This window comes from Paenarthrobacter nitroguajacolicus, assembly GCF_007786235.1.
GTDB lineage: Bacteria > Actinomycetota > Actinomycetes > Actinomycetales > Micrococcaceae > Arthrobacter > Arthrobacter nitroguajacolicus_A.
This window is the reverse complement of record NZ_VNFK01000004.1, coordinates 292,016-317,741: the sequence shown is the minus strand read 5'-3', so window position 1 is coordinate 317,741 and position 25,726 is coordinate 292,016. Positions and strand designations below refer to the sequence as shown.

At 64.0% G+C, this 25,726-nt stretch carries 24 protein-coding genes; 10 read left to right on the top strand and 14 right to left on the bottom strand.

Translation table 11 applies throughout. The features are described from left to right. Positions 1–1,122: a VanZ family protein gene (locus FQP90_RS07270; RefSeq protein ID WP_144649048.1), complete on the top strand. Its 1,122-nt coding sequence runs from the start codon at positions 1–3 to the stop codon at positions 1,120–1,122. Here FQP90_RS07270 and FQP90_RS07265 read toward each other — a convergent pair. Together FQP90_RS07265 and FQP90_RS07260 are read right to left on the bottom strand one after the other, a co-directional pair. Further along, positions 1,102–1,551 carry a hypothetical protein gene (locus FQP90_RS07265; protein ID WP_306439380.1) on the bottom strand — a complete coding sequence of 150 codons (450 nt, stop codon included), beginning with the start codon at positions 1,549–1,551 and terminating at the stop codon, positions 1,102–1,104. The genes FQP90_RS07270 and FQP90_RS07265 overlap by 21 nt on opposite strands. A 102-nt stretch (positions 1,552–1,653) precedes the next feature. Continuing rightward, the gene (locus FQP90_RS07260) at positions 1,654–2,097 is read right to left on the bottom strand and encodes a YdeI/OmpD-associated family protein (protein ID WP_144649047.1); all 444 of its coding nucleotides are present in this window, start codon (positions 2,095–2,097) and stop codon (positions 1,654–1,656) included. Between the two features lie 92 nt (positions 2,098–2,189). On the opposite strand from FQP90_RS07260, the gene FQP90_RS07255 reads away from it, so the two are divergent. Further along, positions 2,190–2,426: a DUF2630 family protein gene (locus FQP90_RS07255; protein ID WP_144649046.1), complete on the top strand. Its 237-nt coding sequence runs from the start codon at positions 2,190–2,192 to the stop codon at positions 2,424–2,426. 25 nt (positions 2,427–2,451) lie between these two features. On the opposite strand, the gene FQP90_RS07250 is transcribed toward FQP90_RS07255, so the two are convergent. Genes FQP90_RS07250 through FQP90_RS07240 form a run of 3 tightly spaced genes read right to left on the bottom strand, consistent with a single transcriptional unit; the run spans position 2,452 to position 5,963 of the window. Next, on the bottom strand, positions 2,452–3,750 hold the full coding sequence (locus FQP90_RS07250; RefSeq protein WP_144649122.1) for a GNAT family N-acetyltransferase: 1,299 nt from the start codon (positions 3,748–3,750) through the stop codon (positions 2,452–2,454). Between the two features lie 58 nt (positions 3,751–3,808). Then, entirely contained in the window at positions 3,809–4,951 is a 1,143-nt protein-coding gene (locus tag FQP90_RS07245; protein ID WP_144649045.1) for a glycerate kinase, read from the bottom strand. Between the two features lie 49 nt (positions 4,952–5,000). Then, positions 5,001–5,963 (bottom strand): D-2-hydroxyacid dehydrogenase family protein, encoded by a 963-nt coding sequence (locus FQP90_RS07240; protein WP_144649044.1) that lies wholly within the window; start codon positions 5,961–5,963, stop codon positions 5,001–5,003. A gap of 73 nt (positions 5,964–6,036) precedes the next feature. Here FQP90_RS07240 and FQP90_RS07235 point away from each other — a divergent pair, with 73 nt between their 5' ends. Then, a complete protein-coding gene (locus tag FQP90_RS07235; RefSeq protein ID WP_144649121.1) occupies positions 6,037–7,845 on the top strand; it encodes a glycoside hydrolase family 2 protein in 1,809 nt (602 codons plus the stop codon). A gap of 61 nt (positions 7,846–7,906) precedes the next feature. On the opposite strand, the gene FQP90_RS07230 is transcribed toward FQP90_RS07235, so the two are convergent. Both FQP90_RS07230 and FQP90_RS07225 read right to left on the bottom strand, forming a co-directional pair. Continuing rightward, positions 7,907–8,686: a glycerophosphodiester phosphodiesterase gene (locus FQP90_RS07230; protein ID WP_208759956.1), complete on the bottom strand. Its 780-nt coding sequence runs from the start codon at positions 8,684–8,686 to the stop codon at positions 7,907–7,909. A gap of 38 nt (positions 8,687–8,724) precedes the next feature. Beyond that, positions 8,725–8,973, bottom strand: a complete 249-nt coding sequence (locus FQP90_RS07225; protein WP_144649043.1) for a hypothetical protein — start codon at positions 8,971–8,973, stop codon at positions 8,725–8,727. Positions 8,974–9,109: 136 nt separating this feature from the next. Here FQP90_RS07225 and FQP90_RS07220 point away from each other — a divergent pair, with 136 nt between their 5' ends. After that, positions 9,110–9,976, top strand: a complete 867-nt coding sequence (locus FQP90_RS07220; RefSeq protein WP_144649042.1) for an NAD-dependent epimerase/dehydratase family protein — start codon at positions 9,110–9,112, stop codon at positions 9,974–9,976. Positions 9,977–10,053: 77 nt separating this feature from the next. After that, positions 10,054–10,896, top strand: a complete 843-nt coding sequence (locus FQP90_RS07215) for a methyltransferase family protein (protein WP_144649119.1) — start codon at positions 10,054–10,056, stop codon at positions 10,894–10,896. A gap of 5 nt (positions 10,897–10,901) precedes the next feature. Here the strand turns inward: FQP90_RS07215 and FQP90_RS07210 are convergent, their stop codons facing one another. Next, positions 10,902–11,711, bottom strand: coding sequence for an HAD family hydrolase (locus FQP90_RS07210; protein ID WP_208759963.1), 810 nt, complete (start codon positions 11,709–11,711; stop codon positions 10,902–10,904). Between the two features lie 84 nt (positions 11,712–11,795). Here FQP90_RS07210 and FQP90_RS07205 point away from each other — a divergent pair, with 84 nt between their 5' ends. Beyond that, a complete protein-coding gene (locus FQP90_RS07205) occupies positions 11,796–12,857 on the top strand; it encodes a glutathione S-transferase family protein (RefSeq protein ID WP_144649040.1) in 1,062 nt (353 codons plus the stop codon). 37 nt (positions 12,858–12,894) lie between these two features. Here the strand turns inward: FQP90_RS07205 and FQP90_RS07200 are convergent, their stop codons facing one another. Together FQP90_RS07200 and FQP90_RS07195 are read right to left on the bottom strand one after the other, a co-directional pair. Continuing rightward, the gene (locus tag FQP90_RS07200; RefSeq protein WP_144649039.1) at positions 12,895–13,830 is read right to left on the bottom strand and encodes a carbohydrate kinase family protein; all 936 of its coding nucleotides are present in this window, start codon (positions 13,828–13,830) and stop codon (positions 12,895–12,897) included. Between the two features lie 39 nt (positions 13,831–13,869). Beyond that, the gene (locus FQP90_RS07195) at positions 13,870–14,691 is read right to left on the bottom strand and encodes an alpha/beta hydrolase fold domain-containing protein (RefSeq protein ID WP_144649038.1); all 822 of its coding nucleotides are present in this window, start codon (positions 14,689–14,691) and stop codon (positions 13,870–13,872) included. Between the two features lie 110 nt (positions 14,692–14,801). Between FQP90_RS07195 and FQP90_RS07190 the strand changes: the two genes are divergently transcribed. The 3 genes from FQP90_RS07190 to FQP90_RS07180 all read left to right on the top strand — a co-directional run bounded on the left by FQP90_RS07190 (position 14,802) and on the right by FQP90_RS07180 (position 18,507). Beyond that, positions 14,802–15,908 (top strand): GTP pyrophosphokinase, encoded by a 1,107-nt coding sequence (locus FQP90_RS07190; RefSeq protein ID WP_144649037.1) that lies wholly within the window; start codon positions 14,802–14,804, stop codon positions 15,906–15,908. A 22-nt stretch (positions 15,909–15,930) separates the two neighbouring features. Next, complete coding sequence (locus FQP90_RS07185; RefSeq protein WP_144649036.1) at positions 15,931–17,427, top strand: SulP family inorganic anion transporter; 1,497 nt, start codon at positions 15,931–15,933, stop codon at positions 17,425–17,427. 84 nt (positions 17,428–17,511) lie between these two features. Further along, positions 17,512–18,507, top strand: a complete 996-nt coding sequence (locus tag FQP90_RS07180; RefSeq protein WP_144649035.1) for a bile acid:sodium symporter family protein — start codon at positions 17,512–17,514, stop codon at positions 18,505–18,507. Here FQP90_RS07180 and FQP90_RS07175 read toward each other — a convergent pair. After that, positions 18,504–19,511 (bottom strand): LacI family DNA-binding transcriptional regulator, encoded by a 1,008-nt coding sequence (locus FQP90_RS07175; protein WP_144649034.1) that lies wholly within the window; start codon positions 19,509–19,511, stop codon positions 18,504–18,506. The two genes, FQP90_RS07180 and FQP90_RS07175, sit on opposite strands and share 4 nt — an antisense overlap. Before the next feature lie 129 nt (positions 19,512–19,640). On the opposite strand from FQP90_RS07175, the gene FQP90_RS07170 reads away from it, so the two are divergent. Continuing rightward, on the top strand, positions 19,641–20,888 hold the full coding sequence (locus tag FQP90_RS07170; protein ID WP_144649033.1) for a D-arabinono-1,4-lactone oxidase: 1,248 nt from the start codon (positions 19,641–19,643) through the stop codon (positions 20,886–20,888). 69 nt (positions 20,889–20,957) lie between these two features. Here the strand turns inward: FQP90_RS07170 and FQP90_RS07165 are convergent, their stop codons facing one another. From FQP90_RS07165 to FQP90_RS07155, 3 genes are read right to left on the bottom strand one after another with little or no spacing between them, the layout of a single operon-like run. Beyond that, on the bottom strand, positions 20,958–22,715 hold the full coding sequence (locus tag FQP90_RS07165) for an acetyl/propionyl/methylcrotonyl-CoA carboxylase subunit alpha (protein ID WP_144649032.1): 1,758 nt from the start codon (positions 22,713–22,715) through the stop codon (positions 20,958–20,960). A 7-nt stretch (positions 22,716–22,722) separates the two neighbouring features. Then, entirely contained in the window at positions 22,723–24,366 is a 1,644-nt protein-coding gene (locus FQP90_RS07160) for a 5-oxoprolinase/urea amidolyase family protein (RefSeq protein WP_144649031.1), read from the bottom strand. A 6-nt stretch (positions 24,367–24,372) separates the two neighbouring features. Then, positions 24,373–25,722, bottom strand: coding sequence for an MFS transporter (locus FQP90_RS07155; protein WP_144649030.1), 1,350 nt, complete (start codon positions 25,720–25,722; stop codon positions 24,373–24,375). Positions 25,723–25,726: the final 4 nt, after the last annotated feature.

Below are 25,726 nucleotides of genomic sequence, written 5' to 3'. Positions count from 1 at the left end.
ATGGGGGAATGGGTGTGGCCGGCGTACGTGGGTGTGCTGGGAGGGGTGATCCTCTTTGGCGTGTTCATGGTGCCGATCGTGGCTGTTCAGTACAGGATGTACGGCAGATTCACGTGGCGTCGATTTCTGGGCGCCGCGGGGCTGAGCGTCTACGGCGTAGCCCTGGTGGCTTACACGTTGCTCCCGCTGCCGGACCCCAATCTGTTGAAATGCGGGCCACACGGAAGCACGTTCCAAGCCATCCCGTTCCAATTCCTGGACGACATTCAACGTGAAACGTCGGGCCTTGGGATCACCGGAACGCTGACCAGCCGCGCCACGCTCCAGGTTGTGTTCAACGTGGTGCTGTTCATTCCGTGGGGCATCATCGCGCGGCGCTACCTTTCGTGGAACATCGCGGTTTCAACGCTGTCCGGTGCCCTGGCCTCCGGGCTTATCGAAGCCACACAGTTCACCGGATTGTGGGGCCTGTACGGCTGCGCTTACCGCCTGGCCGACATCGACGACCTCATCACCAACACCTTGGGCGCCTTGATCGGCGCGCTCATCGCACCGCTTGTCCTCTGGTTCATGCCGCAACGACGCGAACTCCGCGCGGCCCGCAACCAGAGCCGCCCCGTCACCGTCTGGCGGCGCTGGCTGGGGATGGTCATCGACTATGTGGCGCTGGCGTTCCTCGGCTTCGCCTTTGTGGTCACGTACCGGGTTGGGCTGCTCGCGCTGGGCGCGGACCTCCCCGGTGCGGACGACGCCACCTCCCTCGTCCTTATGCACCTCGTGCCCGGCTTCCTGGTGTTCTACCTTCCGGCGCTCGTGGGTTCCGGTGCATCCCTCGGCCAGCGCGCCGTGTGGCTGCAACCGCAGTGGCCAACCACCCGCCGTCGGGCATTGCTCCGCGCGAGCGCCACCGGCGGGCTCTATGTGGTGTTGTCGTTCCTCGGCGCATTGCTGCCTACCACGGCGTTCGGCCCGCTCACCGGCCTGCTGCTCCTGGCAGCGTTCGTGGCGGTGCCCCTCACCAAGTCGCGAGGACTTTCGGGCGTACTGACAGGGGCGCAGATGGTTGACTCCCGCGAAAGCGCACGACGGCGGCTGGCTGGGTCAGGAGCGGGGCCTGCCTAGCTCCAGCAGATCCACATCAACGTAACCACTGCCCGGCTTAGGAGCACCGCGTTGCTTGCGAAGCCGCATGGCTTTGTACTCGTCCTTGGACAAGTTGAACCCATACCAAGCAATGAATCCCGCGAGTCCCACAACCCAGAGAGCCCCCCAAGAAGGGCCTGCTCCGTGAAGAAGCGGGGAAAGGAACATCGCCACCGAGGCAACGAATCCAAGGCACCCGAATGCCGACAGAATCGCCATCCCCCACCAGGAACTCACCTGCGCCTGGCCGCGGCCTGGTGTGAACCCGATCTCATCTCCGGGATAACTGTGGAGTTCGCCGGTGCTGGTCCTGCGGAGGACGCGTTCCTCACCTCTGGCGACGGCAGCTTTATGCTCGGCATACACTGCATCGTCGCGACGCTCACGCTCCCGGTCGTAAACCACCATCAGTCCCTCGGTTTGAAAACCCCAGCCTAACGCCCGAAGCCCGGCTGGCACTGCAGCTGGCGTGCCGAAGCCTGCTGATGGATAGGCCGGACTAGGGCGGCGCTACTTCTTTCCCGCTTTCAGGTCCGAGACCACTTTCGCAATCCGCCGTGCGCGGGTCTCTTCCGTCTTGGCGTCCCCGATCGGCTCTACGTAACGCCGCCGCGAGCTGTAATTCAGGGTTCCGTAGAAGGCCTTCGCCTCGGGCTCGGCGTCGAGGGCAGCGGCCAGGTCCTGGGGCACCTCGATGACGCGGGGCTGGGTGTCCACTTCCAAGCCAACTTCAACAGTGTCCCCCGCCGAAGCACCCGTGAGCTCACGATTGGCCGAGCTGACGCCCACCATGTACTTTCCGCCCATCACGGCGATGCTGCTGCGGTAGCTCTGCCCGTTGATGGTCACGACGACCGGTGGCCGTTTGCCGGCACCCAGCCCGCCAACGATCTCGTCCGGAACTTCGATGCCCGCTTTGTTGCCATCGCCCACGATGGTGGTTGTGAATTTCATGTGGCCAGTATGCCGGTGGCCACCAGTAGACGCACCCCATCGGCAGGACTACGTTCTAGATAACCGCGCAAACCACACAGAGGAGTACAGCCATGGACAACCAGGATCTCTTGGAGCGAATCCAGTCACTGGTCGAGGAAGAGCACCGACTCCGCGACGCAGCCGGTGCCGAGGACGACGACAACCGCGCCCGCCTTGCCCAGCTCGAAGCCCAGTTGGACCAGTGCTGGGACTTGCTGCGCCAACGCCGTGCAAAGAAGGACGCCGGCGAGAACCCGGACGAGGCCGAACCGCGACCCGCCAGCGAAGTGGAGGGCTACCGGCAGTAGTGACGCCGCAGTGCCTGCCCTCCCATCAGAAGTGCGTCGGGCAAAATGCTGGCCGCTCCACCGCGAACATCTGCGCTGCCAGGAACGCCGCACCCTGCTGGTTCTCTTGTATCCGCCCAGCCGCCACCAAGGATGCCGGATGGACTGCGCCCAAGTAAATGGATGACAACACGGAGATGTCCAACTCCAGATCAGGGGCAGCATCGGTAGCAGTCACGGTTGCGTGGCCCTCGCGGACATCGAGCGAGAACGTCCCGGGCGTCAGTCCGAGTGCATCGCGGACCTTCAGGACCAGGGTGCCATCGGCGGGGAATTGACGCTCTTCCAGGGCCTTCTGAATATCCAGGATTCGCAGCCAGAGCATGTCCCGCGGGTCGGACCCCTTGACGCAACGCGGGTCCTCAAGGGCCCAGGTCAGGGGGTTGTCCACGGAGACTCCGCTCCACTTCACGCGTTCCACAAGATCAATGGCGCCCAAGTACTGCCACAGTTCCAAGTAGGCGGCGGAGTTGGCTGCCACCAAGTCCACGATCTCCATGGTGGCAGGCTCCGTTTCCCACCCACCGAATTTGTAGGACACGTAACCGTCAACATCACCGTTGGACGCATAATGCAGGGCCGCCTTGATCTTGGCATCCGGTCCCCCGTCTCCATCGGCCCCATCGCCGCCAACAGATCCGGAGACATATTGGCGGTAAGACTCCTGCCGGTCGATTGATCCGGGCAAATGCCGGTGTTGCTGCTCGAAGATCTGTGGCGCCAAGTCCAGCAGGATCTTCGGGTCGGCCACTTCCACGGTTCCTTCCGGAGCATGGTTGAGCTTGAAGCGAGCGCTCGTATCCACCGTGATGGACTGCTCGGAGGTCGCGACGCCGAACCCGAAGCGCCCATAGATGGACGCTTCAGAGGCCGTCAGCGCTGCAATCGCGACGCCATCGTCCTTGGCCAAAGCCAGGTCTTCGCTCATCATCTGCCGCAGCAGGCCTCGGCGGCGGTGCGAGGTGCGGACTGTCACTGCTGAGATCAGGTGAGCATCCACGAGCTTTCCAAAACCGACGTTGAGCGTCTTGCGCCACGTCGCGAAGGTAGCAACCGGCACCTCAGCGCTAAGGGAGTACGCCGCCGGTTCGCTGGTCTGATAGACCCCGGTAAACACACTGTGGTCGGCCCGGCTCATGGCCAAGCCTCGATCGATCCTTGTCTCGCTCTTGCTCTCCTCGTGGAACCCGAAGGCCACCGCACGCGACCACGCTACGGCGGCATCGTAATCAGGTTCATTCTTGGCGGCCGGCTCGAACCGACGGATTTGGTAGTCCCCACTCATCTTTGACACGCTCTCGAGCCTAGCCAATAGCCGCCGGTGGCGCTATGGCCAAGACGGGCTACGCCCCTTCAAGCACCTGGCTCGTTGCCCATGCGAGGTATTTGCCAGCGTTGGCAACGGCGTCGGCCACGTCCGGAACGCCGTCCTTGCGCTGAGCTACGTCCAGCAGCTGGGCGGCGGCCACAATGCCGTGCTTCGCCAGGTCCTCGGGCGTTACGGTAATGCGGCCAGCGACCGCGATGACGGGAATGCCGTGCACGCTCGCGGCATCGGCGAGTGCGATCGGCGCCTTGCCCGTGAGCGACTGCTCGTCCATGGAGCCTTCGCCGGTGATTACCAGGTCGGCCTCGCTCAAGTGTGAAGCGAGGCCCGTGAGTCCGGCCACCAGCGCGAAGCCGCCTTCCAGCGCAGCGTCAGTGAAAGCCAGGAACGACGCCGGGAACCCGCCCGCCGCTCCAGCTCCCGGAACGTTCACGTCGCGGCCGGTGGCCTCCCGAAGGAGCGACGCCCAGTTGCGGAGACCGGCGTCGAGCCTTTCGACGGCGTCCTCATCCGCGCCCTTCTGCGGGCCGAAAACGTGGGCGGCACCTTCCTGGCCGTACAGCGGGTTTTGGACGTCGACGGCGATGCGGAACTTCACGGCACGCAGCCGCGGATCCAGCTCGGAAACGTTCAAGGCAACGACGTCGGCCAGGGAACCTCCGCCGAGGGGAACCACGTTCCCGGCGGCATCAACGGGTTTGAGCCCCAACGCACGCAGCGCTCCGCTGCCGCCGTCGGACATGGCCGAGCCGCCCAAACCAAGCACAATCTCGGTTGCACCGGCATCCAGGGCGGCGGCGATCAGCTGGCCGCAGCCGTAGCTGTGGGCGCGAAGTGAGTTCTCGGGAGTGGGCTCCATGTGGGCCAGGCCTGATGCCTGAGCGGTCTCGATCACGGCAGTCGCGCCACCGAAAGAATCCTTACGGACGGCCCAGGACGCGCCGACAGGCTTGAGGATCGGACCCACAACGGCGTTGTTCCGCTCTTCGTAGCCAGCAGCAACGGCAGCGTCCAGTGTTCCTTCGCCGCCGTCGGCAATGGGGAACTGGGTGGTCACGGCATCCGGGTAAACACGGAGGGCGCCTTCGGCCATGGCTGACGCTGCTTCGGCGGCGGTCAGTGATCCCTTGAACTTGTCCGGGGCGATGAGGATACGCATGGACCCATCTTGCCAGCTTTGCTCGGAAAGCGCTTGCCCACGCTGTAACCTAGCCGCTGATAGCCCTCACGGGCGTGCCCTCAAGCCACGCTTTCACGTCCTCGAACGCCCCACCGTAGAACTGCCGGTAACTCTCATGCGTCACGTACCCGATGTGCGGCGAGAGGACAGTGCGCGGAGAATGCAGCATCGCGTGCCCTGCGGGCAGGGGCTCCTCATCAAAGACATCCAGGGCAGCACCCCGGATCCACCCCTCCTCCAATGCCCGGATCAACGCCGCTTCATCCACCAATGGTCCCCGCGCTGTGTTGACCAGGACTCCGTCCGGGCCCAGGAGCCGCAGCTCCTCCGCGCCAACAATGCCCTCCGTCCGTTCGGACAACCTCAGGTGCAGCGTCACCACATCGGACTCACGGAACAACTCCTCCTTGCTCACCTTGCGGGCGCCAGCGGCCTCAGCATCCTCGGTAGTGAGGTTCTGGCTCCACGCGAGGACGTCCATCCCGAACGCCTTGGCGTAGCCCGCAATCCGCTTGCCGATCTTGCCCAGCCCAACGATTCCCAGCGTCTTGCCTTCGAGTTCGAACCCGACGCCGGTCTGCCACTCGCCTGCCCGCAGCGAGTTCTCTTCCGCCACCAGGTTCCTAGCGAAGGCAAGCAGCAGCGCCCACGTCAGTTCGGGTGCCGCAGCCGGCGAGCCACCTGTCCCGCACACCACGATGCCGCGTTCTGTGGCCGCTTCGAGGTCGATCGCGGCGTTGGCCATGCCCGTGGTGACCAGGAGTTTCAGGTTCGGCAGCGAATCGAGGACACGCTGTGGGAATCGCGTGCGTTCGCGCATGGCCACAATGATGTCGAACGGCGCCAAAGCCGCCACAGCTTGCTCTTCGGAAACGAAAGGTGCGCTGAAGACGCTGACCTTCACGCCGTCGTCGAGCAGTGAATCCCACGGGGCGTAGTCCCCGGCGACCTGCTGGTAATCATCAAGAATGGCTAGACGGAACTGGGTCACGTCAATCTCCTCCCGCGGCGACTGGTGGTACTGAACACCATCTCACGTTAGGTTTTTGAGTGTGAGCCAAAATGTGACCTCCACCATGCCCAAGCCCGAGCACCCCCGCCCTCAGCTGGTCCGCGAGAAGTGGATGAACCTCAACGGCACCTGGGGTTTTGAGATCGACGCCGGCGACTCCGGTTGGGAGCGCGGGCTCCCCACCCGCGAACTCAACAGCGAGATACTGGTCCCGTTCGCGCCTGAATCGGCGCTTTCCGGGATTGAGCACGTCGACTTCATGGAAGCCGTTTGGTATCGCCGGACAGTGTCCATCCCCCAGGAATGGGCCGGACACAACGTGCTGCTTCACTTCGGCGCAGTGGACCACGACGCCACCGTGTGGGTGAACGGTGTTGAGGTTGCGCGGCATCGAGGCGGGTTCACGCCGTTTACCGCGGATTTGGGCGGAGTGGTGGAACCTGGAGCGGACGCTGTGATCGTGGTCCGGGCGCGGGACTCGCGGCATGAGATGCAGGCCCGCGGCAAGCAGGCAACCTGGTACAACAACACTCATTGCCAGTACACACGCACCACTGGGATCTGGCAGACGGTGTGGATGGAGGCCATACCCGAGGTCTACATCAAGCGCCTCCGCATGACCCCCAATCTGGCAGCCTCCAGCATCACACTGGAAGTGCCTATCAGCCGGAACCGGACCGGGCACACGGTTTCTGCGGTCCTCACCGGGGACGCTGAAAGGATCCAAGCGTCGGCGCGTGCCGATCTGGACCTCACCCCATCACTCCAGCTCAACATCCCGGCCGAGACTCTCCGCCCCTGGTCCATTGAGGATCCCTTCCTCTATGACCTCGAAGTCACTGTGCGTGACGGTTCCGGCCACGTTGTGGACCGCGTCAGCAGTTACGCAGCCGTGCGATCAGTGGCCTTGGACGGCAAGGTGGTCCGCATCAACGGCAAGGCCGTGTTCCAGCGGCTGGTCCTGGACCAGGGCTACTGGCCGGAGTCCTTGATGACCTCGCCCGATGAGGCCGCGTTGATCAAGGACATTGAGCTCTCCATGGCTGCCGGGTTCAACGGCGCCCGCCTGCACCAAAAGGTCTTCGAGGAGCGCTTTCTTTATCACGCGGACCGGCTCGGGTACCTGGTGTGGGGCGAGTTCGGCGATTGGGGAGTATCCGGTGGCGGCACCATAGGCCACAACCAGAAACCCACGGCGAGTTTCGTGGCCCAATGGTTGGAGGTACTGCAGCGCGACGTCAACCACCCGTCCATCATCGGCTGGTGTCCCCTCAACGAAACCCACCAGGTCCTGCACGACCACATCACCGTACTGGACGACGTCACCCAGGCGATGTTCCTCGCCACCAAGCTCGCTGACCCCACCCGGCCAGTCATAGACGCTTCCGGTTATGCCCATAGGATTCGTGAGACCGACATCTACGACTCCCACTCCTACGAGCAGGACCCCGAGCGTTTCCGCATCGAGCAGCAGGGACTGGCCGAGGGAAAGCCGTACATCAACCGCAAGGACGACGGCGAGGAGTACTCAGTGCCCTACGGCGGCCAGCCGTACTTCGTCTCCGAATTCGGCGGCATTTGGTGGAACGAGACTGAAGCCCGCCAGGCAGCAGAGGCGGCCGGCACCGACGTCGAAAGTTCCTGGGGCTACGGCCAGCGCGTCAGCAGCGAAGAGGAGTTCTACGCCCGCTTCGAGGGACTCTGTGGCGTCCTGCTGGATAATCCGGACATGTTTGGGTACTGCTACACGCAGCTGACGGATGTCTTCCAGGAGAAGAACGGCATCTTCACGTTCGATCGCAGCCCCAAGTTCGACCTCGAGAGGATCCGGGCCTGCCAGCTCCGCCGGGATGACACTTAATGCCAATGTGAGTGCTTGGAACTATCATCAAATGCCATGTCGCGGGAGCTCAGCGGACTACCTAGACCCACTGGCCTCGACGGATCAGGACCTCCTTGAGGAGGTCCAAGCGGTCGGACACGATTCCGTCCACGCCCAGATCCAGCAGACGCTCCATTTCGGCAGGATCGTTGATGGTCCATACATGCACCTGCCTGTTCAGGCGATGGGCACGGCGGATGAATCCCGGGGTCACCACACGGAACCTGCCGTAGCGCACGGGAACTTGGAAAACGTCGACGCCGGCAAGCAGCCTTCGCGCCCATGGAACCGGAAGCAGGGGACCAAGAAGAACAAAGAACGCAGTGAGCGAACTGCCGGCTGAGGAAGCCACGCGACGAGACAGCTTGGACAGGACTGCCCGGCGGCGCCTGTCCGAGAAGCTGGTGACCAGGACGCGATCATGGATCCCGTGCCGCTCAATGGCCTCGGCCATCGAGCCCACCGAATTCCAGTCCTTGATATCCAGGTTCAGCCGGGCGTCCGGCAGCGCTGAAACCAGCTCATCGAAGGTCGGAACAGGTTCCACCCCGCCGATGCGGGCCGTGGCCACCTCGGCGGCTGTCAGCTCCGCGATCTTGCCCACGGAATCCGTCACGCGGTCCAAGGAGGAGTCGTGGAAGACCAGTAGCACGCCGTCCGACGTGGTGTGGACGTCCGTTTCAAGGTGCACGGTCCCGAGTTCCGCCGCAGCCCTGAAGGCACCCATGGAATTCTCCAGGCCATCCAAAGAGAAACCACGGTGCGCGAAGGCCAAAGGACCCACTGAACCGTCCTTGCGGAGGAAATAGGGCAGCGTCACACCCGTAGCGTAGCGGACCAGCACCCCAATGAAGGGCGTCAGGCCTCGTGCGGGACTATCGCCACGCCGTCGCTGACATGAACCAGCGTCCGGCCGCGACCGCCGTCGAGCTCCACCCAAACGGCGGTGGCATCGCCGGTGACGGCGTCAACTACGCCAGCCGATTCGTACCCCGGCGTGAGCGTGACGCTGACCCTGTCGCCTTGGCGCAGCGAACGCCAGTGGTGATCCGGTTCGATGCGCCGCAAAGGAGCGGTGTTGAAATCGTTGATCCTGCGCTTGGCCATGATTACCCCTGCAAATCCGACTTGTAAGACACGATGCGAACGGGTCCCTTGGCTGGAAGCCTACGGTTGCAATGTGAACGCCGGTTGTATGGAGTCTGGGAAGTCGGTGACAGTCTGGAACTGCCAGACTAGGGACATGACTGTGTTGATTGCCGGATGCGGCGACCTTGGAACGGAAGCCGGGCTTCGCTTCGCTGCGGCAGGCCACCAGGTTGTGGGCTTGCGCCGTTCCCCCGAAAAGCTGCCTCCGGAAATCCGTGGCGTCTACGCGGACCTCGCCGTGGAGCTCCCGGAGTTACCCGCGGATGTGGACATTGTGGTGGTGGCCGTCGCTGCCGATGCCTCCACTGAAGAGGCCTATCGCGCGGCGTACCTGAACGGCGTGAAGAACGTGCTGGACGCGCTGGAGCGGCAGTCCATAGAGCCGCGTCGGGTCCTCTTCGTTTCGTCCACGGCCGTGTACAAGGACTCCGGTGGGGCCGTTGTGGACGAGTCGACGCCAACGGAGCCCACTCGGTTCAGCGGCAAGGTGTTGGTGGAGGCCGAGGAGCTGCTGTTCGCCCGGACTCGCAGAACGGGTACGCAGCCAATCTCCCTCCGGCTCGGCGGGATCTACGGACCCGGACGCACCCGCCTGATCGACCAAGTCAGAACGGGCCAAGCCGTCATTCCGGCCCAGCCCCGGCACACGAACCGTGTCCACAGGGACGATGCTGCGGCCATGATCGTCCACCTCACCACCATGGATCAGGTCCCGGATCCGGTGTACGTGGGCGTTGACGATCACGCTGCCGAAATGGGCGAAGTCATGCGGTTCCTCGCCTCTGAGATGGGTTGCCCGGAACCCCCGACGGCGGCACCTGGCGGCGCGTCCGACGCTGGCCCCGGTGACAAACGCTGCTCGAATTCCCGCTTGAGGGCGACGGGCTTTGAACTCACTTTCCCCACCTACAAAGAGGGGTATCGCGCCCTGCTGTCCGGCCAGGGCGTGCGGCACCCGTGACACCTGCGGCCCCACCTGCGGGGACGCAGTTGCACCGTTGGGGACGGGCCTACTTCGCAACACAGGCGATCTCCGGGATGGCTTGGTGGATTGCCGTCTTCTTATCGCCCGCGGTCCGCACAGCCACCCTCGGAAGCCTCGACCCCATCGCTGTGGCCGCCCTCGACGTTCCGCTGTTCGTGCTGGGTTCGGCCCTGGCGGCCCTTGGTGTGAAGGCCGCTGCTGTGGTGGCTTCAGGATGGACGGCCTTGGTAGCCGCCGCGCTGGCCCTCTACGCCACGATCACTACCGAAGCGGGCTTGGGCGTCCTGATGATGATTGCCGCCGCCGCTTGCTCAGGCCTTGCGCTCTGCTTCGTCCTGCTGGGTCGGGTTCCCACGGAATGGATCGTCCGTGGGCCCTTCGCATTCCGCTCCGCTGCCGCGAACCGTCCGGCAACTACACACGTGAGCGCGACCATCGGGCAGATGATCCTGTTCTGGGGTTTCTTCCTCGTCGCTGTCCCACTGCTCATATCGTGGCTGGAAATTCGATGGCTGGTGTCCCTGCCTGTTCCGCCGTTCGCTGCCACGGCGGGCGCCACGCTTCTGGTGCTGGCCAGCGTTCTTGGGGTCGCTTCGGCGGTGACCATGGCGTCCCGGGGCAGTGGAACGCCCCTGCCATCCGCCATGCCCAACCGGTTGGTTGTCGCCGGCCCGTATCGCTGGGTTCGCAATCCGATGGCTGTCGCCGGCATCACCCAAGGCGTAGGAGTGGGCCTCATCCTGGGGTCATGGCTCGTGGTCGCGTACGCGATGATCGGTTCGCTGCTGTGGAATTATGCCGTCCGGCCACTGGAAGAAGCAGACTTGGAAAAACGGTTTGGAACCGAGTTCCAGCAATACCGCGATACGGTGCGCTGCTGGATTCCCCGCGTCTGACGACGCTAGACCCGCTGCTCCGTCAGCTTTGCCTCGAGAATCTGGGCCACGCCGTCGTCGTCGAAGTGCGGTGCCTGCTGGCCGGCGGCGAGGATGGCCTCCGGGTGTCCGCTGGCCATGGCGTAGCCGTGGCCAGCCCAACGGAGCATTTCGATGTCATTGGGCATGTCCCCGAACGCCACCACATCGGCGGCTTCGATCCCCAGTGATTCTGCGTACTTGGCGAGGGTGACGGCTTTGTTGATGCCCGGAACGGACATCTCCAGCATCGCCGTCCGCGGGGCGGAGTGCGTGGTGGACACGAGGTGGGCAACAGCCGGCTGTACCTCGGCCAGGAACTCGTCCGGCGTACCTTTGCGGGTAATTGCCAGGAACTTCACGACGGCGTCATCCGCTGTGAGCGTCTCGATCAGCGGTTTGGGGGTGAACTCCGCGAGCAGCTCGCTGGTTTCGTTTTCGATGAAGCCCGGTTCCAGCTGGAAGCCCGTCAACGTCTCGACGGCGAACAGGGCATCCGGCCGGAGGGATTTGATGATACGGCGGGCCTCAAAGACTGACTCCGCATCCAGGACGCACGAGGAAAGTGCCTTCTCCGTTTCGAGGTCCCACACCACGGCGCCGTTGGAACAGATCACGATTCCGCTGTGCCCGAGCTGTTCCTGGAGTGGGTACAACCAGCGTGGCGGACGGCCGGTGACGAAGACGAGTTCCACGCCTGCGTCGCGGCATGCCTGGAATGCCTTGATGGTCCGATCACTGATTTTTCCGTCGTGACCGAGGATAGTGCCGTCAATATCGCTTGCTACGAGCCGCATCATGCCAGTCTACGTTGGAGCGAACAGGCGTTTGCGCCCGGAATAGCCTCCACATTTCCAAAACCCAGAGCATAGGCTGGGGCAATGAGTGAGAAGACCAGCGCAGTCGAAGAACACAGCACCCGCGGAGCGTACGTCACCGGCGGTGAGTTCACCCGCGACACCAACTACATCGAGGACCGCATCACCCGCGACGGTACTCCGGGACCAAACGGCGAGCCGGGTTGGCCCGTAGAGCCCGGGCGGTACCGGCTGATTGCGGCGCGGGCGTGCCCGTGGGCCAATCGGACAGTGATTGTGCGCCGGCTTCTGGGACTCGAGGATGTCATCAGCCTTGGCCAACCTGGCCCCACCCACGATGCCCGCTCTTGGACTTTCGACCTTGATCCCGGCGGCAAGGATCCCGTGCTGGGCATCGAGCGGCTACAGGAGGCGTTCTTCCGCCGTTTCCCGGATTACCCCCGCGGAATCACTGTCCCGGCCATTGTCGATATCCCCAGCGGCGAGGTAGTGACCAACAACTACCCGCAGATCACGCTGGACTTCTCCACGGAGTGGACGGAGTTCCACCGCACCGGCGCACCCCAGCTGTACCCGGAGCACCTCCGTGAGGAAATCGACCAGGTCAACAAACGCGTCTTTACCGAGGTCAACAACGGCGTCTACCGATGCGGCTTCGCCGGGTCACAAGAAGCCTACGATGCCGCCTACGCCCGGTTGTGGAACGCCATGGACTGGTTGGAGGAACGGCTCACCGGCCAGCGATACCTGGTAGGTAACTCCATCACCGAGGCTGACGTCCGGCTCTTCACCACGTTGGCGCGCTTCGACGCCGTGTATCACGGACACTTCAAATGCAACCGGAACAAGCTCAGCGAAATGCCGGCGTTGTGGGCCTATGCACGGGACCTGTTCCAGACGCCGGGGTTCGGGGACACCATCGACTTCGTGCAAATCAAACAGCATTACTACATCGTGCACGAGGACATTAATCCCACGAAGATCGTTCCGGCGGGCCCTGATCCATCCGGATGGCTCACCGCTCACGGGCGGGAATCGCTGGGCGGAAGCCCGTTCGGGAAGGGCACTCCCCCGGGCCCGGTCAAGGCCGGCGAAGAAGTGGCCGCCGTGCACGGGGCCGCCTAAGCGCCCTGCTCCTGGAATTTCACGGAGCCCCGAAGACTTACACAGCCCCGTGGTTCAGCTCGGCACGCGTGGGCGGGTTGGCGCCGGCGCGTGAAACGGTCACGGCTGCGGCGCGGCTGGCATGCTCCATGATCGCAGCCAGCGTTTCAGGGGGCATGGCGCGCAGCGCTTCGCGGTTTTGCGCACCATCCAGCCCGTGATCCACAATCGCGGACAGCAGCCCCGCCATGAACGAATCACCAGCGCCCACGGTGTCCACGACGTTCACGGAAGGCGCCGGAACCTGGGTTTCGCCTGTCCTTGTGACGCCCCACGGCCCGCGTGAACCACGGGTCACCACCACCAGGGCCGGTCCTTCCTCGCCGCCCAGGGACAGCCACCGGCGCGCGGATTCCGTGGGATCAACGTCCGGATACAGCCACTCGAGGTCCTCGTCGGAAGCCTTCACGACGTCGGACAGGACCACAAAGCGCTCGGCCTGCGTTCGCGCGTACTCAACGTCCGTGATGATGCTGGGGCGGCAGTTGGGATCGAAGCTGATGGTGCTGCTCGGGTGGGCATGCTCGACGGCGGCGAGCACCTCAGCGGCGCCGGGCTCCAAGGCGGTGGCAATGGAACCTGTATGCAGCAAGGTGGCGCCCTGCAGCATCAGCGGCAACCTACCGGCGAGGCCGGGGAGTTCCCAGGTGAGATCGAAGGCGTAGGTGGCGGCGCCGTCGTCGTCAATCTGCGCAGTGGCTACGCTGGTTGGCTTCTCATCCGGCGGAAGCGGCACCATCACCGAACTCGAGCGCAGGTGCGCGGCCACGGAATCTCCGTAGGCGTCGCGGCCGTAGCGCCCGATGAACTGCACCGGGTGGTCCAGCCTGGCGAGGCCCACGGCAACGTTGAGTGGGCTCCCGCCTACGTGCGCCTCAATTCCCGAGGGGCGTTGAACGACGTCGACCAGGGCCTCACCAATGACTGTCAGCATGGGACCACTCTGCCAGAGGCGGTCCCGGCGGACCACAGATTACGAGAGCAGGCGTTGCACCAGTTCGCGGCACTTCTTGTAAGCCACAGCTTTGGGATCGATCAGGTCAAAGTGGTCTCCCGGAACACGCAGCAACTGCGCCGCGCTGCCTGCTGCCGTTGCCGCCGCCACGTACGCTTCGGACTGGCTCGCAGGAACGTCCTCGTCATCCGTGGCGTGCACGGCATATACGGGGACGTCGAGCGGCAGCAAACTCATGGGATCGGCGTATTTATGCCGTTTGGGGTATCTATGGGAGTCCCCGCCCATCAAATTGCAGACTGCGCCGTTGCTGAGGTTCAGTTTCTCCGCGGCGGCGAGGTTCAGAAGGCCGGACTGGCTGACGACGCCCGTCAGGTGCACAGCGCTATCTTCAGGGCTGCGCTGGAGTTGACGGTCGGCGTCGGGCGTTCCGATGTCCGAGAGCCGCTGCCGGCCCGCAGCCCAGACAGCCAAATGGCCGCCGGCGGAGTGGCCGAGGGCCACCACCTTGCCGAGCTGGAGGTCGTGCTCGCCGGCGATTTCGGACAGATGGTCGATGCCGGCCAGGATGTCCTCAAAGGTATGGGGCCAACCACCGCCGTTACCGGCCCGCCGGTATTCCAGGTTCCAAGCGGTAATGCCATGCGCGGCAAGGTCGCGCGCCAGGGGCTCACCGAGCTCCGCGCCGTACTGCGAACGCCAGTAGCCGCCATGGATCACAACGGCGATTCCACCGGCCACAGCTGATGCGCCGCGATGGTTTCCGTTGCTTGGTTCAGGTATGAAGAGTTCGCCCCACTGACTGGGGTGTTCGCCGTAGCTGTACTTGTGCCGCAACATTGCGCCCTCCTTTGTACTGAGCCTATCGTGACGGTTCGGATGTTTGGCTAGAGGCACCCCGACGGCGAGTGGCTCGGTTCAGTGTCGGACCCGCCCCGTAAGCTGGGGGCATGGCAAGCAATTGGGACAGCCTGGACCAGGATCAGCGCGATGCAGTGGATGCGAACGTGGCACTCTACGAGCGTGTTCGCCCTGCCCTGAAGCGGGTTACGCGGGACGTCCTGCTCACCCTGCGGGACATGTTGAACGACGCCGAGGTCACCCCACTGTTTGTTACCGGCCGGACTAAAACGGTGGAGTCTTTCCGCGAGAAAATTTCCCGCACCGATGATCCTTTGGAGCCGGGGGGCCCGCGCGTCCTCAAGTTCCCGGACCCATTCCGCACGTTGAACGACATGGTGGGCATCCGCGTGATCACCAAGCTGCCCGCCGAAAACGCTGCGGTGGCCAACATCATCAAGCGCCAACGCCAGCTCTTCGACTGCCGTGGGGACCGCGAGAAGGACATCGGTTCCATCGAGTCCGGAACGTACGGGTACTCCAGCAGGCACCTCATCCTGCGCACCATCCAGAATGAGGCCGTCAAGGAGTACCAGCACGTCTTCAATCCGGACATGCCCGCCAACGGCAGTTACTTTTTTGAATGCCAGATCCGTACTGTGTTCGCGCACGCATGGAGCGAGATCGAGCACGACATCCGTTTCAAGGCCGAGGACCCGCGTGCATGGACGCCGCATTTCGACCGTCAATTCACAGCCACGGCAGCCATGCTGGAAACCGTGGAGAGCGCGTTCGCCGATCTTCACGAGCGCTACGAGGAAGTCCGAAGCTACTGGGACCTCGAAGGGGAGGGCGGATCGCCGCTGACACCCAACCGGGTCCGTGACGTCTGGCGTACGCTCCTGCCCCACGTTGACCGTAAAGTTGATGACGACTGGGGATGGGCTGCCGAACTCCTTGCCGCCCACGGACTCACCAAGACCGTGGAACTGGCCGGGCTGCTCAGCGCCAACCGGATCACCGAGGTCCGCAAGGCCCTGGACCACCGCTACTCCCCCGGCCCCGACCGCCTCTTGGACGACCTCCTGCTGTGGCAGTACGGAACCGAACACATTGATCTCACCGCTGAGGCGCCCGACGTCGTCCCGCACCCGCGGCGCGACAGCCTCCAGCGGCGTCTTAAGCAGATTGAGCGTTACCGCCAGACTGCACTGTAAGAAATCTGCCCTGTAAGGACCCATGACTCCCGAGCAACTCATGTCTCTGCGGGCGACGTTCCGCTCGCCCCGCCGTCTGCTGACGGAGTCCCTCGCAGGGCTCGTGGTGGCTTTGGCGCTGATCCCGGAAGCCATTGCCTTTTCCGTGATTGCGGGCGTGGATCCACGCATCGGCTTGTTCGCATCGTTCACCATGGGCGTGGTCACCGCGCTGGTGGGCGGCCGTCCTGCCATGATCTCCGCGGCCACCGGCGCGGTGGCATTGGTGATCGCTCCCGTCATGAAGGAACACGGGCTCGACTACCTGATTGCCACCATCATTCTGGCGGGCGTCTTCCAGATCATCCTTGCGGTCCTTGGCGTGACCAAGCTGATGCGGTTCATCCCACGGTCCGTCATGATCGGCTTCGTGAACGCGCTGGCCATCCTGGTGTTCATGTCTCAGATGCCAGAGCTCTTCAACGTGCCGTGGATGGTGTATCCGATTGTGGTGGTGGGCTTGGTGATCGTGTTTGGGCTGCCACGCCTGACCACTGCCATTCCTGCACCGCTGGTAGCGATCGTGGTCATCACGTTGGTGACCGTGCTGGGCAATGTGGACGTTCCCACCGTCAGCGACAAGGGCGAACTCCCGGACAGCTTGCCCGGGTTCTTCCTGCCCAACGTTCCGCTGACCCTGGAGACCTTCCAGATCATTGCGCCGTTCGCCTTGTCCATGGCGCTGGTGGGCCTGCTGGAGTCGCTGATGACCGCCAAGCTCGTGGATGACATCACGGACACGCGCTCCAACAAGACGCGGGTCTCCTGGGGTCAAGGGGCGGCCAACATTGTCACCGGTTTCCTGGGCGGTTTGGGCGGTTGCGCGGTCATTGGCCAAACCATGATCAACGTGAAGGGTTCGGGTGCCCGCAGCCGGCTCTCGACATTCTTGGCCGGCGTCTTCCTGCTGATCCTTGTTGTGGTCCTGGGCGATGTAGTGGGCATGATTCCGATGGCTGCCTTGGTGGCAGTGATGATCTTCGTTTCACTGATCACCTTCGACTGGCACTCCATCCGGCCTTCCACGCTCAAGCGCCTGCCCAAGTCGGAGACCGCCGTCATGGTGGTTACTGTTGCGGCCGTGGTGGCCACGCACAACCTGGCGGTGGGTGTCGGCGTCGGAGTTGTGACCGCCATGGTGCTGTTCGCGCGGCGCGTGGCCCACTTCGCTACCGTTGAGCGGACCGAACTGGACCTCAACGGTGAAAGGGTTGCCACCTACACGGTGGATGGCGAACTTTTCTTTGCGTCATCCAACGATCTGTACACGCAGTTCGACTACGCAAAGGATTCCTCGGAAGGCATAGATCGAGTGATCATCGACCTGCACGGCTCGCATATTTGGGACGCGTCAACGGTGGCCGTGCTGGATTCCGTTACCGAGAAGTACCGTAACCACGGGCGCGAGGTGGAGTTCATCGGGCTCAACGAAGCCAGCATCCGCATGCGCGAGCGTTTGGCAGGGAAACTCAACTCCTGACGCAAACAGCGGTCATCTGACATATACGTCTCCCTGCAAGTAAAGAATTCGTTCCCGCTGCGGGGCAAGTGTGAGCATGGATGAATGCTTGAGGCAACCAATACCCCACCGAAAACCGATGAATCCGCTGCGCCCGTCAACGCCGCCCTCGCCGCCGAGGCCAAGATCGCGCGGGTTGCCGTCACGGTGTTCCCGCTTCTTGTGGTGGTTGCCGGCGTCCTCGGCTTCCTCATACCGGACCTGTTCAAACCCCTGGGCGTCTCGGTTCCTTACCTGCTGGGCGTCATCATGTTCTGCATGGGCCTGACGCTGACTCCGCCGGACTTTGCCTCGGTGGCCCGTCGACCGTGGGCCGTAGCGCTGGGCATCGTGGCGCATTACGTGATCATGCCCGGCGCCGGCTGGCTCATAGCCGTCCTACTCCAACTCCCTCCCGAACTGGCTGTCGGCCTCATCCTGGTGGGCTGTGCTCCTTCCGGTACGGCGTCCAACGTCATGGCATTCCTGGCCAAGGGCGACGTAGCCCTGTCCGTCGCCGTTGCCTCCGTTTCCACACTGATCGCCCCCATCGTGACTCCTGCACTGACGCTCTTCCTGGCCGGCTCGTTCCTGCACATCGATGCCGGTGCCATGGTCATGGACATCGTGAAAACCGTCCTGCTGCCGGTCATCGCAGGCCTTCTGGCCCGACTGTTCCTCTCGAAGCTCGTCGCGAAGGTGCTCCCGGCACTTCCGTGGGCATCCGCCGTCGTGATTTCGCTGATTGTTGCGATTGTCGTGGCGGGCAGCGCCAGCAAGATCGTGGCCGCCGGCGGCATCGTGTTCCTGGCAGTGGTCCTCCACAACGGCTTCGGCCTGGGCCTCGGCTACCTGGCCGGCAAGCTCGGTCGCCTGGATGACAAGGCTCGCCGCGCCCTCGCTTTCGAGGTTGGCATGCAGAACTCCGGCCTGGCAGCGACACTGGCCACCGCGCACTTCAGCCCGCTGGCAGCGCTGCCGTCGGCAGTGTTCTCGCTGTGGCACAACATCTCGGGCGCCATTGTGGCGGCTTGGCTTGCTCGCCGCCCGTTGAAGGACTAGTTACTCAGAGTGGTGCCGCGCCGGTGCAACTTCCACGGCGAGGCAACCCTGACGCCCTCCACCGGAGTGGTGCCTGCCAAACGATCCAACAGCATACGGACCACCTGTTCGAAGATGGGTTCGGGCCCAACCGTGGTCAGGGCGGGATCGTAATCCTGGCCCTCGGTAGAGTTCCCGACGCCAACAATCTGCACATCTTCGGGTACGCGGAGGCCCAGGCGATAGGCGGCACGGATGGTCTGCAGCGCCTCCATGTCGTCCGTGCAGAGGATGGCAGTGGGCCGGTCCGGCAGTTGGAGCAGCTCAAGGGCGGACTGATAGGCGATGGCCGGGCGGTGCTGCGACGTCCTGACAAAGGTCTCGTCGAGCGGAATGCCCGCCTTCTCCAATCCGGCTGCGTAGGCGGCGAAGCGACTCTTGGGCCGTCCCGCCGGGTCTGCCCTCCGGATGCAGGCGATTCTGCGGTGGGACGCGGTGAGGAAGTCCATGCACTCCTTGAGCCCAGCGTCAGCTTCTGGAGCAAGGACATCGAAGCCCGCCGGCTTCATGGTTCCGGAGATCACCACTTGGGCAACGCCGCGTCGGGCGAGCTCCGTGACAGTTTCATCCTGTGACTTTGCTTCAGGGAAGTACCCGATGATCACGCCGTCCGCCCCGCCTGACATCATGAACTTCCGCCAGTCGTCGCCCAGCAGGATCACGGGTTGGTAGCCATGCTGCGGGAGGATCGCTGCTGCGGCGGTGGCGAGGGCGCGGTCCCAGGGCCATTCAAGGTTTCCGATGGCTACCGCCACCACATCCGTTTTGCCCCTCCGCATCCCCCGCGCGGCCTGATTGGGCACATAGCCCAGTTCCTTCACCGCGGCCAAGACCCTGTCCTGCGTCGGCTGGCTGATCCGGGTGGTCCCGCCGTGCCGACCGGAGAGCACGTAGGAAACGGTGGTCAGGGAGACCTCCGCGGCCTTCGCTACGTCCCGGATGGTGGGCTTGGATCCCTTGCTCACGTGCGACTCCTGATTGACAGCGGGTTTCTTGAACTCTAGCCGTTATGGCGTGGACAGCCCTTGACGCAATTAGTTGTGAACGTTAACAATTACGGGAGCCATTACGTATCCAAGTGGGAAGATCATTCGATGAAGAACTGGGCAGGAAACCTTGAGTACTCGTCCGCGGAAGTCCACAGCCCCACGTCGGTGGAGGAGCTGCAGGAACTCGTAGCCAACGCGTCGCGGATCAAGGCGCTCGGTTCCCGGCACTCCTTCAACACGGTTGCCGACACGGACGGTACCCACATCCTGCTGGACGCGCTACCCCAGGAAGTAGTCCTCAACAAGGACAAGAGCACCGTCAAGGTCAGCGGTGGCATCAGCTATGGAGCCCTCGGCCGAGCGCTGGAGGAGCAGGGATACGCCATCCACAACCTCGCTTCGCTCCCCCATATCTCCGTCGCGGGCGCCATCCAAACCGGCACCCACGGCAGTGGAGTCAACAATCCCTCCCTGGCTGCCGCCGTCGTAGGTGTCGACTTGGTGCGCGCCTCCGGCGAGCTGGTGACGCTCACAGCGGACGACGACGAATTCCTCGCCAGCGTGGTGGGCGTGGGCGCCCTTGGCATCGTCACGGGACTTGAGCTGGCTGTCCGTCCGAGCTTCGACGTCCGGCAGCGCGTGCTCACCAACCTCACCTGGGAGGGGGCGCTGGCGAACTTCCAGACCATCGCGTCGAGCGCCTACAGCGTCAGCTTCTTCACCAATTACACCGGCGACACCATCCCGCAGGTTTGGCTGAAAGCGCTGGATACTGAAGCGCCGCTCCCTGACCTCTTTGGAGCAACCGCAGCGACGTCGGCCCTGCATCCCTTGCCTGACATGTCCGCCGAGAACTGCACCGAGCAGCTGGACGTTGCGGGTAAGTGGCTGGACCGGCTGCCCCACTTCCGGCATGAGTTCACGCCGAGCAACGGAGAAGAACTGCAGAGCGAGTTCCTGCTGCCGCTGGACCAGGCACCCGCTGCCCTGCAGGCGGTTCGCGGGCTGGCCGACAAGCTGGCACCGCTCTTGTTCATCTCCGAGGTCCGCACAGTGGCCGAGGATGAGTTCTGGCTCAGCCCGTTCTACCGGCAGCAGAGCGTTGCGCTCCACTTCACGTGGAAGCCGCTCCAGCCCGAGGTGGAAGCGGTCCTCCCCGAGCTCGAAGCAGCGTTGAGGCCCTTCGGCGCACGTCCCCACTGGGGCAAGCTCTTCACGCCCAGCGAGTACGACTTCGCCGCGCTCTACCCTCGGTTCGAGGACTTCCGGTCCTTGGTTCAGGCCAACGATCCCACGGGCAAGTTCCGTAACGCCTTGCTGGACAGCGTGCTGGGTGTGACGGTTACGTCGTAGCCCGTTGTCGGCCCGCTGTTCCGTCGCCGGGCAGCCACGGAACAGCGGCTTGGCAACGGAACAGCGGCACTACTCGATGTGGGCCAGAACTGCTCCAACGGTGACGGCCCCGCCGGGTGCCGAGAGTACTTCGGAGAGGGTTCCTGTGCGGTGTGCCGGAACTTGGGTTTCCATCTTCATGGCTTCCAGGACCACCAACGGGTCCCCCGCCGCCACGTTGGCCCCGGGCTCCACGAGCCACTTCACCACGGTGCCGGCCATGCTGGAAACGAGGGCGGATTCGGCGGGCGAGTCAGTGCTTACAGAACCCGGCGTATCGGCCGGCGCGGTAAAGGCAGGGATGCCCTGACCGGAGCGCGCCCAGCCATCCAACAGATCAGCCGGAAGTCCCACCGCCAGCCGCTTGCCGTCAACATCGATCGTGATGGTGCGGCGCCCTCCTTCCGGGGCGACCACGTTGTACTCAGGGTCCACGGGGATCTGATCCGCAAAGTCGGTTTCGATCCACCGGGTGTGAACGCGCATTCCGGCCACGGAAGTGAAATCCTCGGACTCCAGAACCGCGCGGTGGAAGGGCAGTACCGTGGCGAGGCCGGTGATCGTGATTTCCGCAAGGGCCCTGCGCGCGCGGCGTAGGGCTTGCTGCCGGTCAGCCCCAGTGACGATCAGCTTGGCAAGCAAGGAATCGAACTGTGGTGCCACAAACGAACCCGACCGCACGCCGCTGTCCACGCGGATGCCGGGACCGGTGGGGGCTTCAAAGAGTGCCACCGTCCCCGGGGAAGGCAGGAAGCCACGGCCCACGTCCTCGGCGTTGATGCGGAACTCGAAGGAATGTCCGCGAGGGGCCGGGTCATCCGAAATGCTCAGGGGCAACCCGGCAGCGATGCGGAACTGCTCCTGCACAAGGTCGATCCCGGCGGTCTCCTCGGTGATCGGGTGCTCCACCTGAAGTCGCGTGTTGACCTCAAGGAACGCCACTGCTCCGTCCGCGGAAACCAGGAACTCCACCGTCCCGGCTCCGTAGTAGCCAGCTTCACGGACGATTGCCTTGGAACCGTCGTAGATCTTCTGCCGCTGCGTTTCGCTGAGGAAGGGCGCGGGTGCCTCTTCCACGAGCTTTTGGTGGCGACGCTGGAGTGAACAGTCGCGGGTACCCACCACAATGACGTTGCCCAGCTTGTCTGCGATGATCTGCGCTTCCACGTGCCGCGGCCGGTCCAGGTATTGCTCCAGGAAGCACTCGCCACGTCCGAAGGCGGCCACGGCCTCGCGGACTGCGGAGTCAAAGGCTTCCTCCACTTCAGCAAGCTCGCGGACAACCTTGAGCCCGCGGCCACCTCCGCCGAAGGCAGCTTTGATGGCCATCGGAAGTCCGTGTTCCTCGGCAAACGCCCGTGCTTCCGCGGCGGAGGACACCGGCCCATCGCTGCCTGCAACCAATGGAGCTCCCGCCCGGACAGCGATCTCGCGGGCGGTGATCTTGTTGCCCAACTGCCGGATCGACTCCGGCGAGGGACCAATCCACTCAAGCCCGGCGTCGAGCACTGCCTGCGCGAAGTCCGCATTCTCGGAGAGGAAGCCATAGCCGGGGTGGACGGCGTCCGCGCCGGACTGTGCCGCGATGCCCAGCAGCTTCCCGATGTTCAGGTACGTGTCAGCGGGACTGTTTCCGTCCAAGCTGTACGCTTCATCGGCGGCGCCAACGTGCATCGCGTCTGCGTCGATATTTGCGTAAACAGCCACAGACGAAATGCCGGCGTCATCGCAGGCTCGGGCGACGCGGACGGCGATTTCGCCGCGGTTCGCAATCAGGACCTTGCGCATCAAATACTCACTTCTCTGGGGTCTTGGTGAAGTCTGGGGAATCGTGGACGAACCGGAATCTGATCCGCCCGCCGATGGGGACCTGCGCGGCACGGTCCAAATGCTCATCGCGCACCACGCCGATCACGGGATACCCGCCGGTGATGGGGTGATCCGCAAGGAAGAGGACGGGCAGTCCAGCCGGCGGGATCTGGAGGGCCCCGGCCATGGTGCCCTCGCTGGGGAGTTCGCCTTCGCGGGTTCGCTTCAGCGGAACGCCGTCCAGTCGCATGCCCACGCGGTTGGACTGCGGTGTGACCAGCCAGTCCTGGTCACACAAGGAATCCAATGCCTCCTGGTCGAACCAGTCGGCACGCGGTCCAGGAACAACGTCCAGCACCGTTACGCCCATGCTGGGGAACTCAGGCTGCAATTCGGGACTGCCAACAGCCGTGGACGCCGTGGCCTCACCCGCCGCAAGGACCTGCCTGATGACCAGAGGAGCCGGTCCGATGCCGGACATCGTGTCCGCCGAGCGGCTGCCCAGCACCTCCGGGACATCCACTCCGCCCCGGATCGCCACATAGTTCCTGAACCCGGACTCGGGCGCACCCAAGGTGAGGATTTCGCCGTCGAGCAGCGCGAAAGGCGCGGCCATCGGGACGGTCCGCTGCGCACCGGGCCGGGACCCGTCGTCGTCGGATTCAACGTTCGACGGCGACTGGACAGTCAGCGTGGTCGGCGCACCGGCGACGGCAATTACCTGGTCTCCAACGGCCTCTACGGTCAGCCCGCCGTTGACGGACTCAATGGCGGCGGCCGAAGGGGTGTTGCCGACCAAACGATTCGCGCGCCGGAGGGACGCCCGGTCCAAAGCCCCGGCGGCCGAGACGCCAAGCGGGCCGAACCCTCGCCGGCCGAGGTCTTGGATAAGGCTCTGCGCGCCAGGGTTGAGAATCCGCAATCCAGGGCCCGTGTGGTGGTCTGCTTCGGCTTCGGAATCATGGGCCGGTGCGGTGATGACCTCCCGGACTGCCCGGTACTGCACACGATCACCGGGCCTCACAAGGGCCGGCTGTGATCGGTCCAGATCCCACATCCGTGCACCGGTCCGGCCAATCAACTGCCAACCACCCGGCGAACGACGCGGGTAGACGGCGGAGTACTGTCCACCGAGGGCCACGGATCCGGCGGGCACTGCTGTTCGCGGGGAAGATCGGCGAGGAACCGTGAGTGCTTCATTCTCGCCCACCATGTAGCCGAACCCGGGTGCGAAGCCAGCGAAGGCAACGGTCCAGATCTGGCCGGTGTGCGCGGCAATCACACCCTCCACGCTCAGTCCGGTCAGCTCCGCGACATCGGCGAGGTCGTCGCCGTCGTACACGGTGTCGATGACCACCAGCCCGGAGTCGGTGACCTCCGGGGCAAACAGTTCCAACTCCATGAGCCGGGCACCGATCGCTCGGGTTGCCGCTGCGGACTCCCCCACCACCATGACGGTTTCTGCTGCGGCAAGCACGTCCACTTGGCCAGGAAGCGGAGACTTGTAGAGCATGTCCTGCAGGGCGAGGACATCCTGCAGTCCGTCCAGCTCTGCCAGGACCGCGCGGGTCCCGACAGGCCTGACGGAGCGAACCCTTTTGGCGGTGGTCGTTTGCATCACGGTTTCCATTGTTAGCTACGCCGCCGGCTGAGCGTGCGCACCCTGCATCAGACGGACGTCTTCTTCCGGCTTGGGGTCACGGCCCAGGAGCATGCCCACAATCGTGACAACAGCCGCGACGAGGATGTAAACGGCGATCAGGTACCAGCCGCCATCAGCCGCGCCATAGAGGGCGGTAAAGATGATGGGCGCAACAGCTCCGCCAATCACACCAGCCAGGGTGTAGGCCAGCGAACTGCCTGCGTAGCGGAGGCGGGCCGGGAACTGCTCGGTGATGAACGCGGCCTGGGGACCGTACATGAAGGCGTGCAGCGCCAGGCCGATCACGGTTCCGATGGTCAGCATGGCTACCGACTTGCCCTGGATCATCAGGAAGAACAACGGGATGTAGGCAGCCGTTGCGGCGGCGGCGATGCCATATACCCAACGCCGGTTGAAGCGGTCCGTCAGTGCACCAGCCAGCGGGATCAGGAAGAGCTGGAAGGCTGAACCAATAAGGATCGCGGACAGCACGTTGCCCGTGGTCATGCCCAGTTCCTTGGTGGCGTATACGGCAACGAACACCGTGAACAGCGCGTAGAGGATGTCGGGGCACACTCGGGAGAGCGCAGCGGCAACCAAGGCCTTGGGCTGCGTGGTGAAGACTTCCTTGATGGGAGCCTTGGGGCGGTCGCCATGGGCCTGGATGGCCTTGAACACCGGGGTTTCTTCGAGCTTGAGACGGATGATCAGGCCGAAGACCACCAAGAGGGCCGAAGCCAGGAACGCTACGCGCCAGCCCCAGGAGAGGAACGCTTCGTCGCTGAGGGAAGCGGCGAGGATGGCGAGGACGCCATTGGCCATGAGGTTACCTGCGGGCGGGCCGATCTGGGCAGCGGAAGACCAGAAACCGCGCTTGTTGGGGTCTCCGAATTCACTAGACAGCAATACGGCACCGCCCCATTCGCCGCCAACGCCAATGCCCTGCGCCAAACGCAGCAACACGAGGATTGTGGGTGCCGCGACGCCTATTACGGAGTAGTCGGGCAGCGCTCCGATGAGCACCGTGGCAACGCCGATCAGAACAAGCGTGAACACCAGTACGTACTTGCGGCCGATCTTGTCACCGAGGCGCCCGAAGATGACGCCACCAATGGGTCGGGCCAGGTAACCGACCGCGAAGGCTGAGAAGGAGAGCAGCAACGCGACGAACTCGTCATTGCCCGGGAAGAAGATCTTGGGAAACACGAGGGCCGAGGCCACCGAGTAGATGGCGAAGTCGTAGTACTCCAGCGACGTGCCGGTGAGGCTGGCGACGTACGCCTTGATGGCGCCGGGCGGTGGCTTCCTTGTCACTGCCTTGGCTGCATTGTTGGTGCTGGTCATGATG